14 protein-coding genes are annotated in these 16,351 nt (G+C 64.1%); 6 read left to right on the top strand and 8 right to left on the bottom strand.

Annotated elements, in window-relative coordinates; genetic code table 11:
• Positions 1–7: 7 nt before the first annotated feature.
• Together HK401_RS18710 and HK401_RS18715 are read right to left on the bottom strand one after the other, a co-directional pair.
• Positions 8–775: an enoyl-CoA hydratase gene (locus tag HK401_RS18710; protein WP_181276164.1), complete on the bottom strand. Its 768-nt coding sequence runs from the start codon at positions 773–775 to the stop codon at positions 8–10.
• On the bottom strand, positions 772–1,992 hold the full coding sequence (locus HK401_RS18715) for a CaiB/BaiF CoA transferase family protein (protein ID WP_181276165.1): 1,221 nt from the start codon (positions 1,990–1,992) through the stop codon (positions 772–774). The genes HK401_RS18710 and HK401_RS18715 overlap by 4 nt, the downstream gene beginning before the upstream one ends.
• A 112-nt stretch (positions 1,993–2,104) precedes the next feature.
• Between HK401_RS18715 and HK401_RS18720 the strand changes: the two genes are divergently transcribed.
• The 3 genes from HK401_RS18720 to dld all read left to right on the top strand — a co-directional run bounded on the left by HK401_RS18720 (position 2,105) and on the right by dld (position 6,077).
• Positions 2,105–2,842 carry a GntR family transcriptional regulator gene (locus HK401_RS18720; protein ID WP_181276166.1) on the top strand — a complete coding sequence of 246 codons (738 nt, stop codon included), beginning with the start codon at positions 2,105–2,107 and terminating at the stop codon, positions 2,840–2,842.
• Between the two features lie 79 nt (positions 2,843–2,921).
• Complete coding sequence (locus tag HK401_RS18725) at positions 2,922–4,262, top strand: GntP family permease (RefSeq protein WP_181276167.1); 1,341 nt, start codon at positions 2,922–2,924, stop codon at positions 4,260–4,262.
• Between the two features lie 105 nt (positions 4,263–4,367).
• Positions 4,368–6,077 (top strand): D-lactate dehydrogenase, encoded by a 1,710-nt coding sequence (dld, locus tag HK401_RS18730; protein ID WP_181276211.1) that lies wholly within the window; start codon positions 4,368–4,370, stop codon positions 6,075–6,077.
• A gap of 199 nt (positions 6,078–6,276) precedes the next feature.
• Here the strand turns inward: dld and HK401_RS18735 are convergent, their stop codons facing one another.
• The 3 genes from HK401_RS18735 to HK401_RS18745 form a co-directional block, all read right to left on the bottom strand.
• Positions 6,277–6,852 (bottom strand): hypothetical protein, encoded by a 576-nt coding sequence (locus HK401_RS18735; RefSeq protein WP_181276168.1) that lies wholly within the window; start codon positions 6,850–6,852, stop codon positions 6,277–6,279.
• Entirely contained in the window at positions 6,849–7,061 is a 213-nt protein-coding gene (locus HK401_RS18740) for a helix-turn-helix transcriptional regulator (RefSeq protein ID WP_181276169.1), read from the bottom strand. Before HK401_RS18740 ends, HK401_RS18735 begins: the two co-directional genes overlap by 4 nt.
• A 267-nt stretch (positions 7,062–7,328) precedes the next feature.
• Positions 7,329–8,567 (bottom strand): MFS transporter, encoded by a 1,239-nt coding sequence (locus HK401_RS18745; protein WP_181276170.1) that lies wholly within the window; start codon positions 8,565–8,567, stop codon positions 7,329–7,331.
• Between the two features lie 322 nt (positions 8,568–8,889).
• Between HK401_RS18745 and HK401_RS18750 the strand changes: the two genes are divergently transcribed.
• Positions 8,890–9,933, top strand: a complete 1,044-nt coding sequence (locus tag HK401_RS18750; protein ID WP_181276171.1) for an LCP family protein — start codon at positions 8,890–8,892, stop codon at positions 9,931–9,933.
• Positions 9,934–10,175: 242 nt separating this feature from the next.
• On the opposite strand, the gene HK401_RS18755 is transcribed toward HK401_RS18750, so the two are convergent.
• The 3 genes from HK401_RS18755 to HK401_RS18765 form a co-directional block, all read right to left on the bottom strand.
• The gene (locus tag HK401_RS18755) at positions 10,176–10,646 is read right to left on the bottom strand and encodes a hypothetical protein (protein ID WP_181276172.1); all 471 of its coding nucleotides are present in this window, start codon (positions 10,644–10,646) and stop codon (positions 10,176–10,178) included.
• 581 nt (positions 10,647–11,227) lie between these two features.
• The gene (gene pgm / locus HK401_RS18760) at positions 11,228–12,871 is read right to left on the bottom strand and encodes a phosphoglucomutase (alpha-D-glucose-1,6-bisphosphate-dependent) (RefSeq protein WP_181276173.1); all 1,644 of its coding nucleotides are present in this window, start codon (positions 12,869–12,871) and stop codon (positions 11,228–11,230) included.
• A gap of 179 nt (positions 12,872–13,050) precedes the next feature.
• Complete coding sequence (locus HK401_RS18765; RefSeq protein ID WP_181276174.1) at positions 13,051–13,344, bottom strand: hypothetical protein; 294 nt, start codon at positions 13,342–13,344, stop codon at positions 13,051–13,053.
• Between the two features lie 242 nt (positions 13,345–13,586).
• Here HK401_RS18765 and glsA point away from each other — a divergent pair, with 242 nt between their 5' ends.
• Positions 13,587–14,597: a glutaminase A gene (glsA, locus tag HK401_RS18770; RefSeq protein ID WP_181276175.1), complete on the top strand. Its 1,011-nt coding sequence runs from the start codon at positions 13,587–13,589 to the stop codon at positions 14,595–14,597.
• A 2-nt stretch (positions 14,598–14,599) separates the two neighbouring features.
• On the top strand, positions 14,600–16,225 hold the full coding sequence (locus HK401_RS18775) for an MFS transporter (RefSeq protein WP_258234333.1): 1,626 nt from the start codon (positions 14,600–14,602) through the stop codon (positions 16,223–16,225).
• Positions 16,226–16,351: the final 126 nt, after the last annotated feature.

Genomic DNA, 16,351 nt, shown 5'->3' on the forward strand with positions numbered 1-16,351 from the left:
CAGCGCGTCAGCGTCCGCGCCACTCCATCGGGGTCTTCGACAGGAATGACTCGACGGCGGCTGCAAAGTCCTCACTGCCATAGACGGAGGCGATGACGTCCGCATCCTTGACCGGGTCTGACGAGTTGAGTCGGCGTAGGTTCTCCTTGATCGACCACTGAGTGAGCGGGGCACCGCCGGTGATGCTCGCGACGGTCTGTTCGGCGGCAGTATCGAGGTCGTCCTCCACGGCGGTGAGGAAGCCGCTAACCAGTGCCTCCTGAGCATCGACCCGCCTCGCAGTGAGAAGCATGGACTTTACACGCGGTTCGCCGAAGGTGCGCACAAGTCTGCGAAGTGTGCTCGCCGACAAGGTGTTCCCTAGTGTCTTGGCGATTGGGACCGAAAACGATGCTGTGGGAGAAGCGATGCGGACGTCCGCACACGTTGCGATTCCCAGGCCGCCGCCGACGCAGTGCCCGTCGACGATCGCGACCACAGGTTTGGCGACTGCCGCAAGCACGCTGAGCACCTCGTCGATCCGTTTCTCATAGGCGACGCCGTCCTCGCCCGTGAACCCCCTGAACTGTGCAATGTCCGTGCCTGCTACGAAAGCCCGACCGCCGGCTCCGCGAAGGACGAGTGCTCGAATGTCGGGGTCCTCATCCGCTCTCACTGCCGCATCGGCGAGAGCCTGGTACATCTCCCAGGTCATCGCGTTCCGAGCCTCGGGCCGGTTGAAGGTGACGTGGAGTGCGGAATCGCGCTCCTCGGTGAGTACGTCGGTTGTCGTCATCGCTGGACCTCCGCTTTCTGTGCTGATCCGATCCGTGGCGAGATTTCTTCGAGGATTCTGTCCGTATCGGCCCCCAGAGAGGGTCCGGCGGTGCCGTGGGTGAGCTGTGAACGTGAGAATCGCATCGGATTGCCCAGCTGTCTGACCGTTCCGAGAGTGGGGTGTTGTGAGTCCCAGAAGTATCCGCGAGCGTTGAGGTGGTCGTCGTTGAATACCTGCCCGAAGTCGTTGATGGGAGCCGCGGGAACGCCGACTCTGTTCATCTCCTCGAGGATCTCCCTGACCTCTCGTTCTGCGAAATTCTCTTCGATGATCGCGATGAGTGCTTCTCTGTTCTCCAGTCGCTTCGCCGGTGCGGAGAACAGCTCGTTCTCCTCGAGGAAAGCGAGATCGAACGCCGAGCAGAAGCGCAGCCAGGTAGCTTGGGTGTTTGCCCCGATGGTGACATAGCCGTCTTTGGCAGATACCGCTTGGTAAGGGGCCTGAGCCTGATGGGCCGATCCGTTGGGGCGACCGACAGTTCCCGCACCGTAGTAGCTGCCAGCTTCCCACACTGCCAAAGAGACAGCCGATTCGAAGAGCGAGACGTCGAGATGCTGGCCCCGGCCTGAAGCCTTCCGCTCGAAGAGCGCGGATACGATGCCGAGGGCCATGTAGAGGGCGGTCGTGAGGTCGCAGATCGGCACCCCGACCTTGACCGGGGGCTGGTCGGGGAACCCGGTGATGCTCATGAGTCCTGACCGGGCCTGGGCCATGATGTCGAGACCGGCCAGCGGCGCGAGAGGGCCGTCCTGCCCCCAACCGGACGCGGAGGCATAAATGAGCCCAGGATGGTCGTCCTTGAGGTCGTCGTATCCGAGACCCATCTTCTTCAGTGATCCTGGTCGCAGGTTCTCGACGAGAACGTCTGCGGTGTCGAGGAGCGCGGTGAACGAGGAGCGGCCCTCCTCAGATTTGAGGTCGAGGGCGATGGATTCTTTGTTCCGATTGAGCCGCATGAAAGGGCTGGACTCGTCGTCGATATGTGGTCCTGAAGCTCGAGTCGCATCCCCTGTGCCGGGTGTTTCGATCTTGATCACTCGCGCGCCCATATCGGCGAGCTGCATCGTCGCGTACGGTCCGGCGATGAAGACGCCGACCTCGAGGACTGTGATCCCTGCGAGGGGGCCGGGGGAGTCCGTCGGGGAGGACGTCGCATCTGTGGTCGTCGGGATCATGGTGTCCACCTCACTGTGTTGCATATCACTGTCGATTGTCTACAATAGGCTATCAGCAAGCGAGTTGCACATCACCGGGGAGGCACTCGCAGGAGAATGGAAGGGCATCGAGATGACGGCACCATCACAGGCGACGGACTCGCTCATCGACAGTCCGAGCTTGGCGGAGCTCGCGGCGGTCAAGATCAGCGAACTGGTGTTCCGCGGAGAAATCGGACCTGACGATCGCGTGGTGGAAGAACATCTCTGCAGTCGCCTCGGCGTCTCCCGGGCTCCGGTGCGCGAGGGCCTGAGGATTCTCGAAGGGTCCGGGCTCGTCGTCCGCCGTCCGCGGGCCGGGGTTAGGGTCGCCAGCCTCAGTCAGAACGACGTCTTCGAAATCCTCACTTTCCGGGAGGGGCTCGAGCAGATGGCCGTCACCCACCTCTACCGGTTCACCGACGACATCGCCGAAGTGGACACGACAGAGTTGGACGCCGCACTCGATCGGCTCGCAGATGAGTTCGAGAAAGGTGACGACGAGTTCGGTCGGATCCAAGCCAGCTACGCCTTTCACACCGAGCTGGTCAGACTCTGCGGCAATTCCCGGATCGTCGCCAGTTATCGACAGATCACCATGCAGGTCAAGCTCTGCATGTCACTGAATCTCCGTCGTCTCAACTCGGTCGAGACTCCGAGCGAGAACGTTGCCAGACACCGGGAACTGCGCACCGCCGTTCTGTCCGGCGACGTCAACCGGGCGCTTGAGGCCATCAGCAGCCACGGTCACGACACCTTCGCCAGAGAGTTCTTGGACACCCTCCCCGGAGGGACAGCGCGATCCGCGCAGTGGCTCGAAGCTCGAGACTGAGCCCGAGCACAGGACAACAGCACCAGGCGTGGACCCGCCCCTCGGTTCGGATTCAACGAAGAATCAGGAGTTTCTGACAATGGCCGATTGGCTGACAGTACTGCACACCCTCATCACCGTGGCCGGAGTCATCGTTCTGATTCTGGCGCTGAAGGTCAACCCGCTCTTCGCGCTGCTGATCGGCGCCGGGTACTTGGGGCTGGTGACCGGTCAGGGCTTCGGCCCGACCACGGAGATCATAGCCACCGGTTTCGGCAACATCATGGCCGAGATCGGGCTGCTCATCGTCTTCGGCGTTCTGCTCGGAAAGCTGTTGGCCAAACTCGGCGCGATCGAGGGATTGGTCGCCGCGTTGATGGCTGTTTCGGGTAAGAGATTCGCGCCCTATGCGCTTGGCGTGACGAGCGGAACCGTGCTGCAGTCGATCTTCTCCGACGTGATCTTCGTCATCACTGCGCCCGTCGGGCGATCGGTCGCCGGACGAATCGGACGGGCGGGCACCGGAATCATCTCGGCGGCGATGTGCGCAGGCATCCTGTTCGGATTGACCATGATGATCCCGAGCGTCGGATCACTGGCACTGAGCTCTCTGCTCGAGATCCCTATCCCGCGATTCCTGGCATTCGGCATCATCACCGCAATCCTCGGCATCATCATCACCATCGCCATCATGAAGACGCTGTTCCTTCGCTTCGGTTTCTGGAACGCCGCGACCGATGAGGAAACCTACGCAGGCCCAGTCGACGATTCTGCGCCCGAGGAGGACGCGCCTCGGCGCCTTCCCCTGTGGCTGACGATCAGCCCGGTTTTCGTTGCGCTCGTCCTCATCGCCTCCGAGTCGATTCTGACGAACTTGTCGATCGACATACCGATCATGGATTTCTTCGGTGCTCCGACTATTGCCATGTTCTGCGCGACTTTCATGGCCTATGTGCTCCTTCTCGTGCACAGGGACCATGAATGCGTGACGACGACTCTTAAGTCGGGATTCGCCGCGAGCGGAGAGATCTTGGCCCTTACGGGTCTGGGCGGTTCCTTGGCCGAGATGGTGAAGTCCATCGGATTGGGAGACATCTTGGGAGGCATGTTCGAAGCCGACGCCGCGTCGCCGATCCTTCTGGCCTGGCTGCTTGCGGTGGTCCTGCACACGGCAATCGGATCCGTGTCTGTCGCCTCGATCACGGCTGCCGGGTTCCTCGCTCCCGTCGCTGCCTCGACCGGGGTTGATCCGGTGCTCATTGCGCTTGCGGCCGCCTCCGGCTCACTGTTCCTTATGACCGTGCACAGCAACTTCTTCTGGATGGTCAAAACAATGCTTGGTCAAACGACGAAAGGTGCGGTGAAGTCCGTGAGCGTGACAACGAGTGTCGGAAGCGTCGTCGGACTCGGGCTCGTCTATATCTGGTCGATCTTCCTCTGAATACGTCGAGGCAGTGGCTTGCGAATCCATCAACGAGGGCTGACGGCTACGAGACCACAAACTAGGATGGCACCAGACCGCAACCCCGGCAGAGAGGTCGAGAACATGCTCGGACGCACACGTGAAGAACCGACCCCGGCGGTCAGCGCCTTCATCGACATCATGGGCCCACGCCACGTGCTCACCTCGGCGCGGGCGACCGCATCGTACGCGAAGGGCAACCGCTTCGGCGGCGGCAACGTGCTTGCCGTGCTGCGGCCCGGCAGCCTCGTCGATATGTGGCGGGCGCTGCAGGTGTGCGTCGATCACGACCTCATCGTCATCCCGCAGTCGGCGAACACCGGCCTGACCGGGGGATCAGGGCCCGGCGATCAGGACTACGACCGCGAGATCGTCATCATCTCGACCCTGCGCATCAACCAGATCCACCTCATCAACGACGCCCGCGAGGCCGTGTGCCTGGCCGGATCGACGCTCTACGAACTCGAGGACGAACTCGCCGCGCACGATCGCGAGCCGCATTCGGTCATCGGGTCATCCTCGATCGGCGCTTCGGTTATTGGCGGCATCGCGAACAACTCCGGCGGCAGCCAGATCCGCAAGGGCCCGGCCTTCACCGAGCATGCGATCTTCGCCCGCGTCACCGCCGACGGCAAACTCGAACTCGTCAACCATCTGGGCATCAGCCTCGGCGAGGATCCCGCGCACATCCTCGACAAACTCCAGCGCGGACACTGGGACCCCTCCGACGTCACCCCGCCGCCCGAGGACACCTTTGAGACCGACTACGCCGACCACGTCCGCGAGATCACCGACTCCCCGGCACGGTACAACGCGAACCCGAAGTTCCTCCACGAGGCCTCGGGGTCTGCGGGCAAGCTCATGGTCTTCGCCGTGCGCACCCGTACGTTTCCCAAGGTCAAGGACACGACGACGTTCTACATCGGCACGAACAGTCCGGCCGAACTCGAAGAGCTGCGCCGGGCGATCCTGACCTCGGATCGACCGTTGCCGATCTCGGGAGAGTACATGGGTCGACCGTCCTTCGACCTCGCGGAGAAGTACGGCAAGGACACGTTCGTGTCCGTCAAGCACGCCGGCGGCCGCGAGCAGATCAAGCTCTTCGCGCTGAAGAACTGGGCCAACGGGGTGTTCGCGAAGATGCCGTTCTTCGGCGAGACCGTCGCCGACACGATCGCCCAGCGCGCTTTCGGACTCTTGCCGCAGCAGCTGCCGAAGCGGATGCTCGAGTTCCGCGACCGCTTCGAGCATCACCTGCTGCTCGTCGTCGCAGGCAGTGAGAAAGCTGGGACCGAAGAATTCCTCAGCTCCTTCTTCGCCGAGGCGGCCCATGAGGGGGACTTTTTCATCTGCACGGCCGATGAGGCGAAGTCCGCAATGCTCCATCGCTTCGGTGCCGCCAGTGCCGCCACTCGGTACTTCAACCTCAACCGCGAGGACTCCTCGGAGATGATCACCTTCGACGTCGCGCTGCGTCGAGACGAGGAGGACTGGCTCGAGGTGCTGCCCGACGAGATCGCCGATCAGCTGCACATCAGCTCGTATTACGGCCACTTCTTCTGCCACGTCCTCCACCAGGACCATGTGGCGAAGAAGGGCGTCGATCCGGTGGCGCTCAAGAAGCAGATGATGGAGTTGCTCGAGGCTCGGGGTGCGGCCGTTCCCGCCGAGCACAACTACGGCAGGCTCTACCATGTGCCGGAGACGATGGAGGCGCACTTCAAGGAGCTCGACCCCTGCAACGTCTTCAACCCCGGCGTCGGCGAGACCTCCCCGCACAAGAACTGGGCGTGAGCGCGGGCTCTTAGCGCGGCCCTCGGCGCCGCCCTCGGGGAAAGCCTCCCGCATTTCATACACTGAGCGGCACACCACCCCGGTGCAACGGGGTGGTGTGCCGCTCACGGTGCCGGATGCGTCACCAACGGTGCGATGACTCGCTCGTGGTGACGGATGCCGTCGGCAAAGGATGCTGCCGGCCGCCCAGCGTACCGCCTCAGTCCACGTCTGCGACCTCATCGGCGGCGGCCGCCTCGGCGCGGGCTTCCTTGATCTTGCGTACTCGGGAGATCCTCATCAGGGTGAGTGCTGCGATGAAGCCGAACGCCGCACCGAACACGATGCTGTACGCACTGACTGAGGCGCCGAGAGTAGCGCTTGCTCCCATGCCTGCATCGATGAGCGGATATCCCTCGCTCAGGTGGAAGACGACTGCACCCACCCAAAGGATGGCGAATACTGCCCCCACGATGTTGCCGATGATCAGACGTTTCGGCGAGACGCGAGCCATCGACATCGAGAAGTCCACATTCTCGCGCTTGCAGTAGGCTGAAATGACGACGCTCGTCACCATGGATCCGAGGACGATGAGTGCGCTCCACATTCCTGCGCCGAGGATGGCGAAGATGAGTCCGAGTGCGAAGAACACATAGGTCGAGACGACGGCGCCGAAGGTATAGGCGCGCAGGATGACATCACGCTCGCGTTCATCGCCCATGGACGGATCGTGGAAACCGGCGATCCTGTCGGCGATTTCGTTGGTCGGCTGTTTCTTGTTGCTCGTGGTGTTCATCGGTCTTCCTCCTGTAGCGAGAAGATCTCTTCGACTGTGGTGCCTACGGCTCGGGCGATGCGCAGAGCCAGGTAGACGCTGGGTGCGTAGTCGCCGCGTTCGGTCGCGATGATCGTCTGGCGCGAGACCCCGGTGAGCTGTGCGAGCTGGGCCTGGGTGAGCCCAGCGGCCTTGCGAACCTGTTTGAGGTCCGAGGACTGAACTTCCATGGGGCTCCTTGATGTCAACTTCTCTTTACATCTAAAAGTAAAACATGCTTGACATCAGTATGTCAATGATCTTTGACATCGCCGAGGTGGCTGCGCAGTTTTGCTCGCGGACCGGGCCGATCGTGTGGGCCGTGATGGGGTCGAGTTGGGCTCGAGCGTGAGCATCCCTCACCGGAAACGACAAAACACCCCGTTGCAACGGGGTGTTTTCGCGCTACCGGTGAAGGATTCAGCCCCAGCCCCGGCCCCAACGACGAGGCCGCCGAACTACTCCTCGACCTTGACCCTCCGGCGGTCCTTCTCCAGCCGCACCTCGTGGCTCGACCGGGAAGGATTGAGCAGCTTGAGCAGCGACAGTGCAATCACGGCTCCCAGCACCGCGCACCCGGCGGGCAGCAGCATCGCAGTCTTCGCATCGGCGGCGTCGATGATGTTGCCGGCGATCGCCGAACCGAAGGCGACGCCGAAGCCCAGCGAGGTCCCGAGCCATGCGAAGGCCTCGGTGAGGCGACGAGGCGGGGCGAGCTGTTCGATGACGGAGTTCGCGCCGATGAGGCTCGGGGCGATCGCCGACCCGACGACGACCAAGATGATGCCGTAGGTGACCATCGAATTCGCCAGCAGCATCAGGCACGCGCCGACTGCCAAGGCAGACACCGCGACACCGAAGCGGTGGTGCACGGCGGCCTTCCAATTCCGAGCCCCGTACAGCGCCCCGGACACCAGCGATCCCAGTGCCAGGCAGGACAGCAGCACACCGGCCGTGGACTTCACGCCGAGTTCGTCGGCGAAGGCGACGGCGATGACGTCGATCGCACCGAAGTTCACGCCGAGGAAGATGTTGACGAAGATGATCGCAAGGATGCCCGGGTTCGAGACCACGTGCCCTTTGGCTTCGGTCGTCCGCTCGACCGGCGGCGGTTCGGTCGCCTTCTGGATGTAGAGAAGCAGCGAGCCCACACCCACGGTAATCATCGAGAGGATGATGCCCGCCGGCGGCCACACCGCGGTCGCGAGCACCGTGGCCAGCACGGGCCCGGAGACGAACATCAGCTCATCGGCGACGGACTCCCACGAGAACGCGGTCTGCAGCTTCTTCGGCGTATCCACGAGGTGTGACCAGCGCGAACGCACGAGCGAACCGACGGAGCCGACAGTGGCGCCGCCCATGCCGGCGAAGGCGAAGATGAGTCCCGGCCACCAGTCGCCGTAGACGGAGACGATGAGCAGCGTCAGTGCCGCGAGGTGGATGACGACGATGGGTGCCATGACCCGCGACTGCCCGTGGCGGTCGACGAGCCGCGCGATCCCGGGGCCGGCAAGGGCTTGGACGATCATGTACACGGCGGAGACGATGCCCGCCAGACCATAGGATCCGGTCACGCCCTGGATGAACAGGACGATTCCCAGTCCCAGCACGGCGATGGGCATCCGGGCGACGAGACCGGCCAAGGAGAACTTGAGAGCACCGGGAAGCGACAGAATTTCCCGATAGTTGTTGAACACCAGGAAAGTCTACCGAGCGCCCCGAACGTCGGCCAGGTGAACTCTGCGTTATTACTGGTGAGTCGCCTCACCTCGGCGCCGGTGAGATCACCGTTCGATCACAATGCGATCATCGGCGACCGAAGGGCTCGCCGGGACGCGTGCACGGGCGCTGACAAGGACGAACACCCTCGCCGAGGTGGCCCTGCCCTCTCGTGCGACCGCACGGTCGGGCGCAGGGAGTGTTGCGGATGTGAGAACTGAGTCACCCCGGCCGCTATACAATAGGCGGGATTGCCCACTTTCCCGGCGTGATGCGCCGCCCCGAAACCCCGGAGTGCCGATGACGGACAACACCACCTTCGACGATCTCTTCGACCACCAACCCGAAGAACAGCAGCGACCGCGGAAGAAGAAGCGCGTCTGGCGCAAGGTCCTCGTGGTCCTGCTCATCATCGTCATCCTCGGTGTGCTCGGCATCGGACTCTATGTGTGGAACGTCGGACGGTCCTTCGACGACAACGCCAACCGGCTCAGCGATGAACAGGTCTTCGGCAAGCAGAAGAAGAGCGACGGACAGGACGGCGGCACGAACATCCTGCTGCTCGGCTCGGACGAGCCGATGAGCGATGTCGACGTCAACGATTCGCGTGGCCTGCGCTCGGACACGATCATGGTCATGCACCTGCCCAAGGACGGCGGCAACGTCCAGGTCATGTCGATCCCGCGCGACAGCTACGTCGACATCGAGGGCCACGGCAAGGCGAAGATCAACGCGGCCCTGTCCTACGGCGGTCTACCTCTGGCCGTGTCGACGGTCTCGGACTTCATCGGTACGGACCTCGATCACGTGGCGATCATTGACTTCGAGGGATTCAAGGCACTGACCGACAGCCTCGGCGGGGTGACCGTGAACTCCGAGCAGGCCTTCGAGAAGAACGGCTACACCTTCACCCAGGGCGAGAACGTCTTGGGCGGCGACGAGGCGCTGACCTTCGTGCGCGAGCGCAAGTCCTTCAAGGACGGCGACTTCCAGCGCGCGCGCAACCAGCAGGCGTTCATCCGCGGGCTGACGAACGAGATCATCTCCGCCGACACCTTGTCGAATCCGAAGAAGATCCAGGACATGGTGAAGAACTTCGCCCCGTACATGTACGTCGATTCCGGCCTGGACGCGAAGTACATCTCCTCGACCGCCTTCGACATGCGCGACGTCCGCCCTGGTGACATCGAATTCTTCACCGCTCCCGTCGCCGGCGTCGGCACCTCCCCGGACGGTCAGTCGATCGTCAACGTCGACGAGGACGAGCTGAAGAAGCTCCGCGACTCGTTCAAGAACGACACCGTCGCCGACTATGTGCAGAACGCCCCGGAGGCGCACCTGTAGACGCTCGCGGCGCAGACGACAGCCCCGTACCAGTTCGGTCTGGTGCGGGGCTGTCGTCATACTCTCGCCGAGGTGGCCGACCGTGGCCGCGAATGCGGGCATTATGCCCGCCGGCCTTCCACACGACGAACCCCGCTCCAGGAATGGCCTGGTGCGGGGTTCGTCTGGTTCGGACTGTCGGCGGTGACCTTTTCGTCAGCATCGTGGCAATCGTCGAAGCTGTTGCAGACTTCGAGGCCGTGTCAGTCTTCGAACTGGACCTTATGGACTCCGTTGGGTGTGCCCCACTCGTTGTCGGGGTTGGACACGGCTTCATTGGCGACTCCGAGGCTCATCTTTTCGCCGGTCACTGTGTTCTCGTAGTCGACGTACGTCGTTCCCGCAGCGCCTTCTGCACCGACCCGGTCCCAGTGGGTGACGTTGTCATCGCCGTGCTCGGCCAGTTCCTCGGCGACCTGCGGTGAGGCGAAAGCTTCGACGCGGTCCGTGGCGCCCTGTCCCCATGCGCGGACGAGCTCATCGGCATACTTGACCGTATCGGTCGGGTAGTAGACGGACTGCGTATCGACGTCCGAGGCAGCCGACTGGCTCGACGAGTCGGCGCCGGAAGCATCGGCGGCCATGGCCGGTCCAGTTGCGAGCCCGACGCCGGTGAGTCCGGCGAAGGTGGCGATTCCCAGGGCGGCTGCGCGATTGCGGATGGTGGTCTTCATTGTGTCGATCCCTTCTTCTCATGTGCTGCCACCGACCAGCGGTAGGGCTCGGCGGCATGCCTTTGACGGGGATCAGTATTCCGACCGAATCTGAGGCCGCGGCAACGATCACTGGGAACGAACTCACAGCCGGTAACGGCATGAAGACAGCACTGTTGCAGTTGCGCGACAGCGGTGAAACACAACCGCAGGAATCGCAGTTGGGTGCGGAGCAGAAGGCCTGCGACAGCGGGGATCGAGCGACTTCGACGAGGCAGTCGGCGAGGCCGCCACGACCTCGCCGGCGGGTTTCATTGCGACATTTCCGATCAAGCAGCGATACGCGATCGTGACCGCTCACATCCTCGATAATGACTTGCGCGCCGAGGCGGCCCCATGGTCGACCTCGTCTGTTGCGGGGCGCGGTCGCTCACTTACCGGTTACGCCGCAGAACGCGTCGTGCACGACGCGATCGTCGACCGGACGGATGAGTGAGAGCGCGGGCGGGCGCAGGTCCGACACTCGGGCTGCTGCTCCGCCGATGAGAGCGCGAGAGGAGTGAGCACGCACAAGCGCGGACTCGCAGGCTGTACCCCGATCGCTACTTGCCGAGCACCCCGTCGACGAGGGTCCGGGCGTCGTGCTGGACGGCCCGCAGGTGGTCTTCGTTGCGCAGGGACTCGGCGTAGATCTTGTAGACGTCTTCCGTGCCCGAGGGGCGCACCGCGAACCAAGAGTTGTCCGTGGTGACCTTGAGTCCGCCGATCGGAGCGTTGTTCCCCGGCGCCGAGGTGAGCACCGAGGTGACCGCTTCGCCGCCGACGGTCTTCGCGCTCACCTGGCCGGCATCGAGGGCACCGAGCCGGGCCTTCTGTTCGCGGGTGGCAGGTGCGTCCTGACGGGCATAGGCGCTGGTGCCGTAGTTGGCGGCCAGGCCGGCGTAGCGCTGCGAGGGGGTCTGGCCCGTCTTCGCGGTCATCTCGGCGGCGAGCAGGGCGAGGATGATGCCGTCCTTGTCCGTCGACCACACCCGACCGTCGCGGCGTAGGAATGAGGCTCCTGCCGATTCCTCACCACCGAAGGCCAGTGTCGAGTCGAGGAGCCCGGGGACGAACCACTTGAACCCGACGGGCACTTCGAACAGCGACCTGTCGTGGGCCGAGACGATGCGGTCGACGATCGACGAGGTGACCAGGGTCTTGCCGATTCCGGCACCGGTCGGCCAGCCGGTGCGAGAGTCGAGCAGGTAGTCGATGGCGGCGGCCAGATAGTGGTTGGGGTTCATCAGGCCCGCATCGGGAGTGACGATGCCGTGGCGGTCGGCATCGGCATCGTTGCCGGTGGCGATGTCGTAGTCGCCGCGCGAGGCGATGAGCCCGGCCATCGCGAACGGCGAGGAGCAGTCCATGCGGATGTTCTCATCCCAGTCCAAGGTCATGAACGACCAGGTGGGGTCGACGTCGGGGTGGACGACATCGAGGTTGAGGTCGTAGTCCTCGGCGATTGCCGCCCAATAGTCGACGCTGGCTCCGCCGAGCGGATCGGCGCCGATCTTCAGCCCGGAGGAGCGGATGATGTCGAGGTCGATGACGGACCCGAGGTCGTCGACGTAGTTCGAGACGTAGTCGAAGTTCTCGGTGTTCCCCAGATGGAAGGCCCGTTGGAAGGCGGTGCGCGGAATCTTCTCCCACCCGTCGACGAGGTAGGCGTTGGCGCGTTCGGCGATCCACGTCGTCGTCTCGGTTCCGGCGGGTCCGCCGTGCGGTGGGTTGTACTTGATGCCGCCGTCGGCGGGCGGGTTGTGGCTGGGGGTGACGATGATGCCGTCGGCCTGCGCGTCCTCACGCGACTTCCCCGCGTTGAAGCCGAGGATCGCATGCGAGACGGCCGGAGTCGGCGTGAAACCGTCGCGTTCGTCGATGAGAGCGGGCACCTCGGCGGCGGCGAGCACCTCGAGGACGGTGAGGAACGCAGGCTCACTCAGGGCATGGGTGTCGCGGCCGAGGAAGATCGGCCCGCGGATGCCCTTGTCGCGGCGGAAATCGACGATGGCGGCGGTGATGGCGGCGATGTGCGCCTCGTTGAATGACCGATTGAAGCTCGAACCGCGATGCCCCGAGGTTCCGAAGCTCACGGCCTGCGACGGCACTGAAGGGTCGGGGATCAGATCATGGTACGAGTCGAGGAGGGCGGGGATGTCCACGAGATCCCGATCCTGGGCCAACTGGCCGGCGCGAGTAGTCATTCTTCTACCTTGCCAAACCTCGGCCACCTGTCACAGTCCAGTCCACGGAGTTCTTGCATCGTGGACTCCGGGGCATCGAAGCGCGATCCCGCCACGTCGGAAGCGCGACCCGCCCACATCGAAGCGCGACCAGCCCACGTCGGAGCGCGATCACGTGATGAGTCTGTCTGGGCGCCGAATCAGTCCGGCGGCTCCACGGAGTCGTCCTCTTCTTCGTTCGTGTCTCCACCGCTGATGTCTCGGTCTTTGTCGGGGGAGGTCCCCTCGGCCTTGGCCTGAGCCTCTTCGGGGTCCCGCTCGATCGGCACCTCGTGGTCCTCGGCGATGCGCCGGAGTCGTTCCTCAGGCGTCTGGGAACTGCCTTCTGCGTCTGTCTCTGCGCTGACGCCGACGGCGGAGCTCTCGATCTGCTGCGCGTCCTCGGTGTCCTGTTCCGGTTCGTTCGTCGGCAGGTTCTTCTTCTCGTCGCTCATGGACTCTCTGCTCCTCTCGGAGGCGAAGGCCCTCACCGCGTTCGGCGGCGGGGTGGGATCCGCGAAAGCGATATCGCGATCCGTGGACTCGACGTTAGACCCAACCTGGCGTGGGAGCAAGGGGGTACGGACGCGACCCTGTGCAGCAGGACGACCCTGAGATAGAGTGAAATCACCGCGCGGACAGGCGCCCAGAAGTCTGCCCCACACAACCCCACACCGATGTGGTGAGGAGTACAGGCATGGTCGGGGCTGAGAGGGAATCGATCACACAGCGAGCGTTCACCGGCGGTCTGCCCGCCGATGCGTTCATCGATGCGACCTTGGCCGACATCCACCGGCGATATCTGGGCCTCGACGATGGCGAGGTCGCCGACTACATTCCCATCCTCGCCGAGGCGGACCCGAGCAGGTTCGGTCTCAGCCTCATCGAATCGGCCGGGGCCGTGCATGAGATCGGCGACGCCGATCTCGAATTCTCCATCCAGTCGATCTCGAAGGCCTTCGTCTTCGCTCTCGTCTGCCAGGCCCGCAGCACCGAACTCGTCCACGAACGCGTGGGTGTGAACAACACGGGACTCCCGTTCAACTCGGTGATGGCCATCGAACTCAACGACGGCAAACCGCTGAACTCGATGGTCAACGCCGGTGCCATCGCCACGACCGCACTCATGCCCGGGGCCACCTCGGCGGAGAAATGGGAGAACATCCGGTCCGGGCTCTCCCGCTTCGCCGGTCGGCAGCTGCGCCTCGACGGTCGGGTCTACCAGTCGGAGATGGAGGCGAACCAACGCAACAAGGCTCTGGCCCGTCTGCTCGAGAGCTACGGTCGCATCATCACCGACCCGCTCGACACCGTCGACGTCTACACCCGCCAGTGCTCGCTGTTGGTGACCGCGCACGATCTCGCGGTCATGGGCGCGACGCTCGCCGACGGCGGCATCAACCCGCTGACCCGCTCCCGCGTGGTCTCTGCCGAGGTCGCCCGCGACACCCTGGCCCTGCTCGCCTCGTGCGGGATGTACGAGAACAGCGGGGAGTGGCTCTTCGAGATCGGTCTGCCCGCGAAATCCGGGGTCTCCGGCGGCATCGTCGCCATCGCCCCGGGCAAGGGTGCGTTGGGCACCTATTCGCCGAGGTTGGACTCCGCGGGCAACAGCGTGCGCGGTCAGCGCGCGTGCTTCCACATCTCCCGAGCACTGGGGATGAACCTCTTCGCCTCGAACGCCGTCGAACGCCCATGGAAAGGATGATGATGACCACCGAAACCGCAGCGCACGAGACCGAGGAGCGGCGGTCCTGGGCCCCGATGATCGGGCTCTTCCTCGCCCAGGTCCTCATGTCCTTCAACGTGGCGGCACTGCCGATCTCGCTGGGCGGAATGGTCGAGGACTTCGGCGTTCCGCCCACCGTCGCCTCGTCGACGATCGTCGTCTACGGACTCGCCGTGGCGGCACTCGTGATGACCGGCGCGAAGCTGGGGCAGCGCATCGGGTGGGTGCTCATCTTCCGCGTGGTGCTCGTCGTCTTCGCGGCCTCCTCGCTGCTGATGATCTTCTCCCGCACCGTCGCCTGGGTCATCACCGGGCAGCTGCTCGCCGGTGCCGCGGCCGCGATCATCGTGCCGGCACTGGTCGCACTCATCGCGGAGAACTACCGGGGTGCGCAGCAGGCGGCGGCGGTCGGGTCGCTGGGGTCGGCACGCGCCTTCTCGGGGATGAGCGCCTTCCTCATCGGCGGCACGTTGGGCACCTTCGTGGGATGGCGGCCGATCTTCTTCATCACACTCGGGCTCGCCGTCGTCGTCTTCGCCCTGACCTTCACGCTCAAGTCCGATCGCGGCGATGCGTCGATCCGGATCGACGCCGTCGCCTCGGGGCTCATCGGCGCGGCAGTTGTGCTGCTGACAATGGGGTTCAACAACCTCAACGCGTGGGGCATCATCCGCGCCGAGGATGGGGCACCGTTCGCGGTCGCCGGGCTGTCCCCGGCGCCGGTCTTCATCGTCGTCGGCATCGTCCTCGGGCAGCTGTTCTTCATGTGGACGAAGCGGCGGAAGGCGGCCGGGAAGGTCCCGCTCGTCGACATCAGCGTGCTCGGTCGGCCGAGCGAACGGGCGGCCGTCTACGCCATGTTCGTCATCGTCGCCATGGAGGCGGCCGTGAACTTCACGGTCCCGACCTATATCCAGGTCGTCCAGGGGCGGACCCCTTTCGACACGTCGCTGGCGATGCTGCCGTTCAATCTCACGGTCTTCGTCACCGCCACCCTCATCGTCCGCTTCTACAAGCGCTACGCCCCGCGCACCATCGCGCTGTTCTCGTTCGGGCTGACGACGGCGGCGCTGGTGTGGTTGGCGTTCGTCGTGACGAACAACTGGGAGACCCTGCCGACGATCCTCGGCCTCATCGTCTTCGGCATCGGTCAGGGTGCGCTTGTGACCTTGGTGTTCAATGTGCTCGTCACGGCCGCACCGAAGCATCTGGCCGGTGACGTCGGGTCGATCCGCGGCACGGCGCAGAACCTCGCCTCGGCGGTCGGCACTGCGGTGATGGGCGCCCTGCTGGTCACGGTGCTGTCGACCGGGCTGGTGTCTGCCGCCGACGATCATCCCGAGCTCCCGCCGGAGCTGATCGCCCAGGTCGACCTCGACAACGCGAACTTCGTCAGCAACGACGAGCTGCGGGAGATCCTCTCGGGGACGACGGCGACACCCGAGCAGGTCGAGCATGCGGTGGAGCTGAACTCGCAGCAGCGGCTGCGCACCCTCAAGCTCGGTTTCCTCATTCTCGCCGGGATCAGTCTGGCAGCGGCGCTGCCGGCCTCACGCCTGCCGAAGTATCGTGCGGACGAGATCCCCGATCCGGCGACGGAGGGCTAGAGCTCGGGTCAGTGGGGAACGGTCGTCATCGGTACTTGGAAGCCTCGGATCTGAACAGACCTCATGCTTGATAACTTTATCAAGGAGCCCCGTTCCCCTCGATGGCGAACTATTCCGATGTTTATT

The sequence above is a fragment of the Brevibacterium oceani genome, from assembly GCF_013623835.1.
Taxonomy (GTDB): Bacteria; Actinomycetota; Actinomycetes; order Actinomycetales; family Brevibacteriaceae; genus Brevibacterium; species Brevibacterium oceani.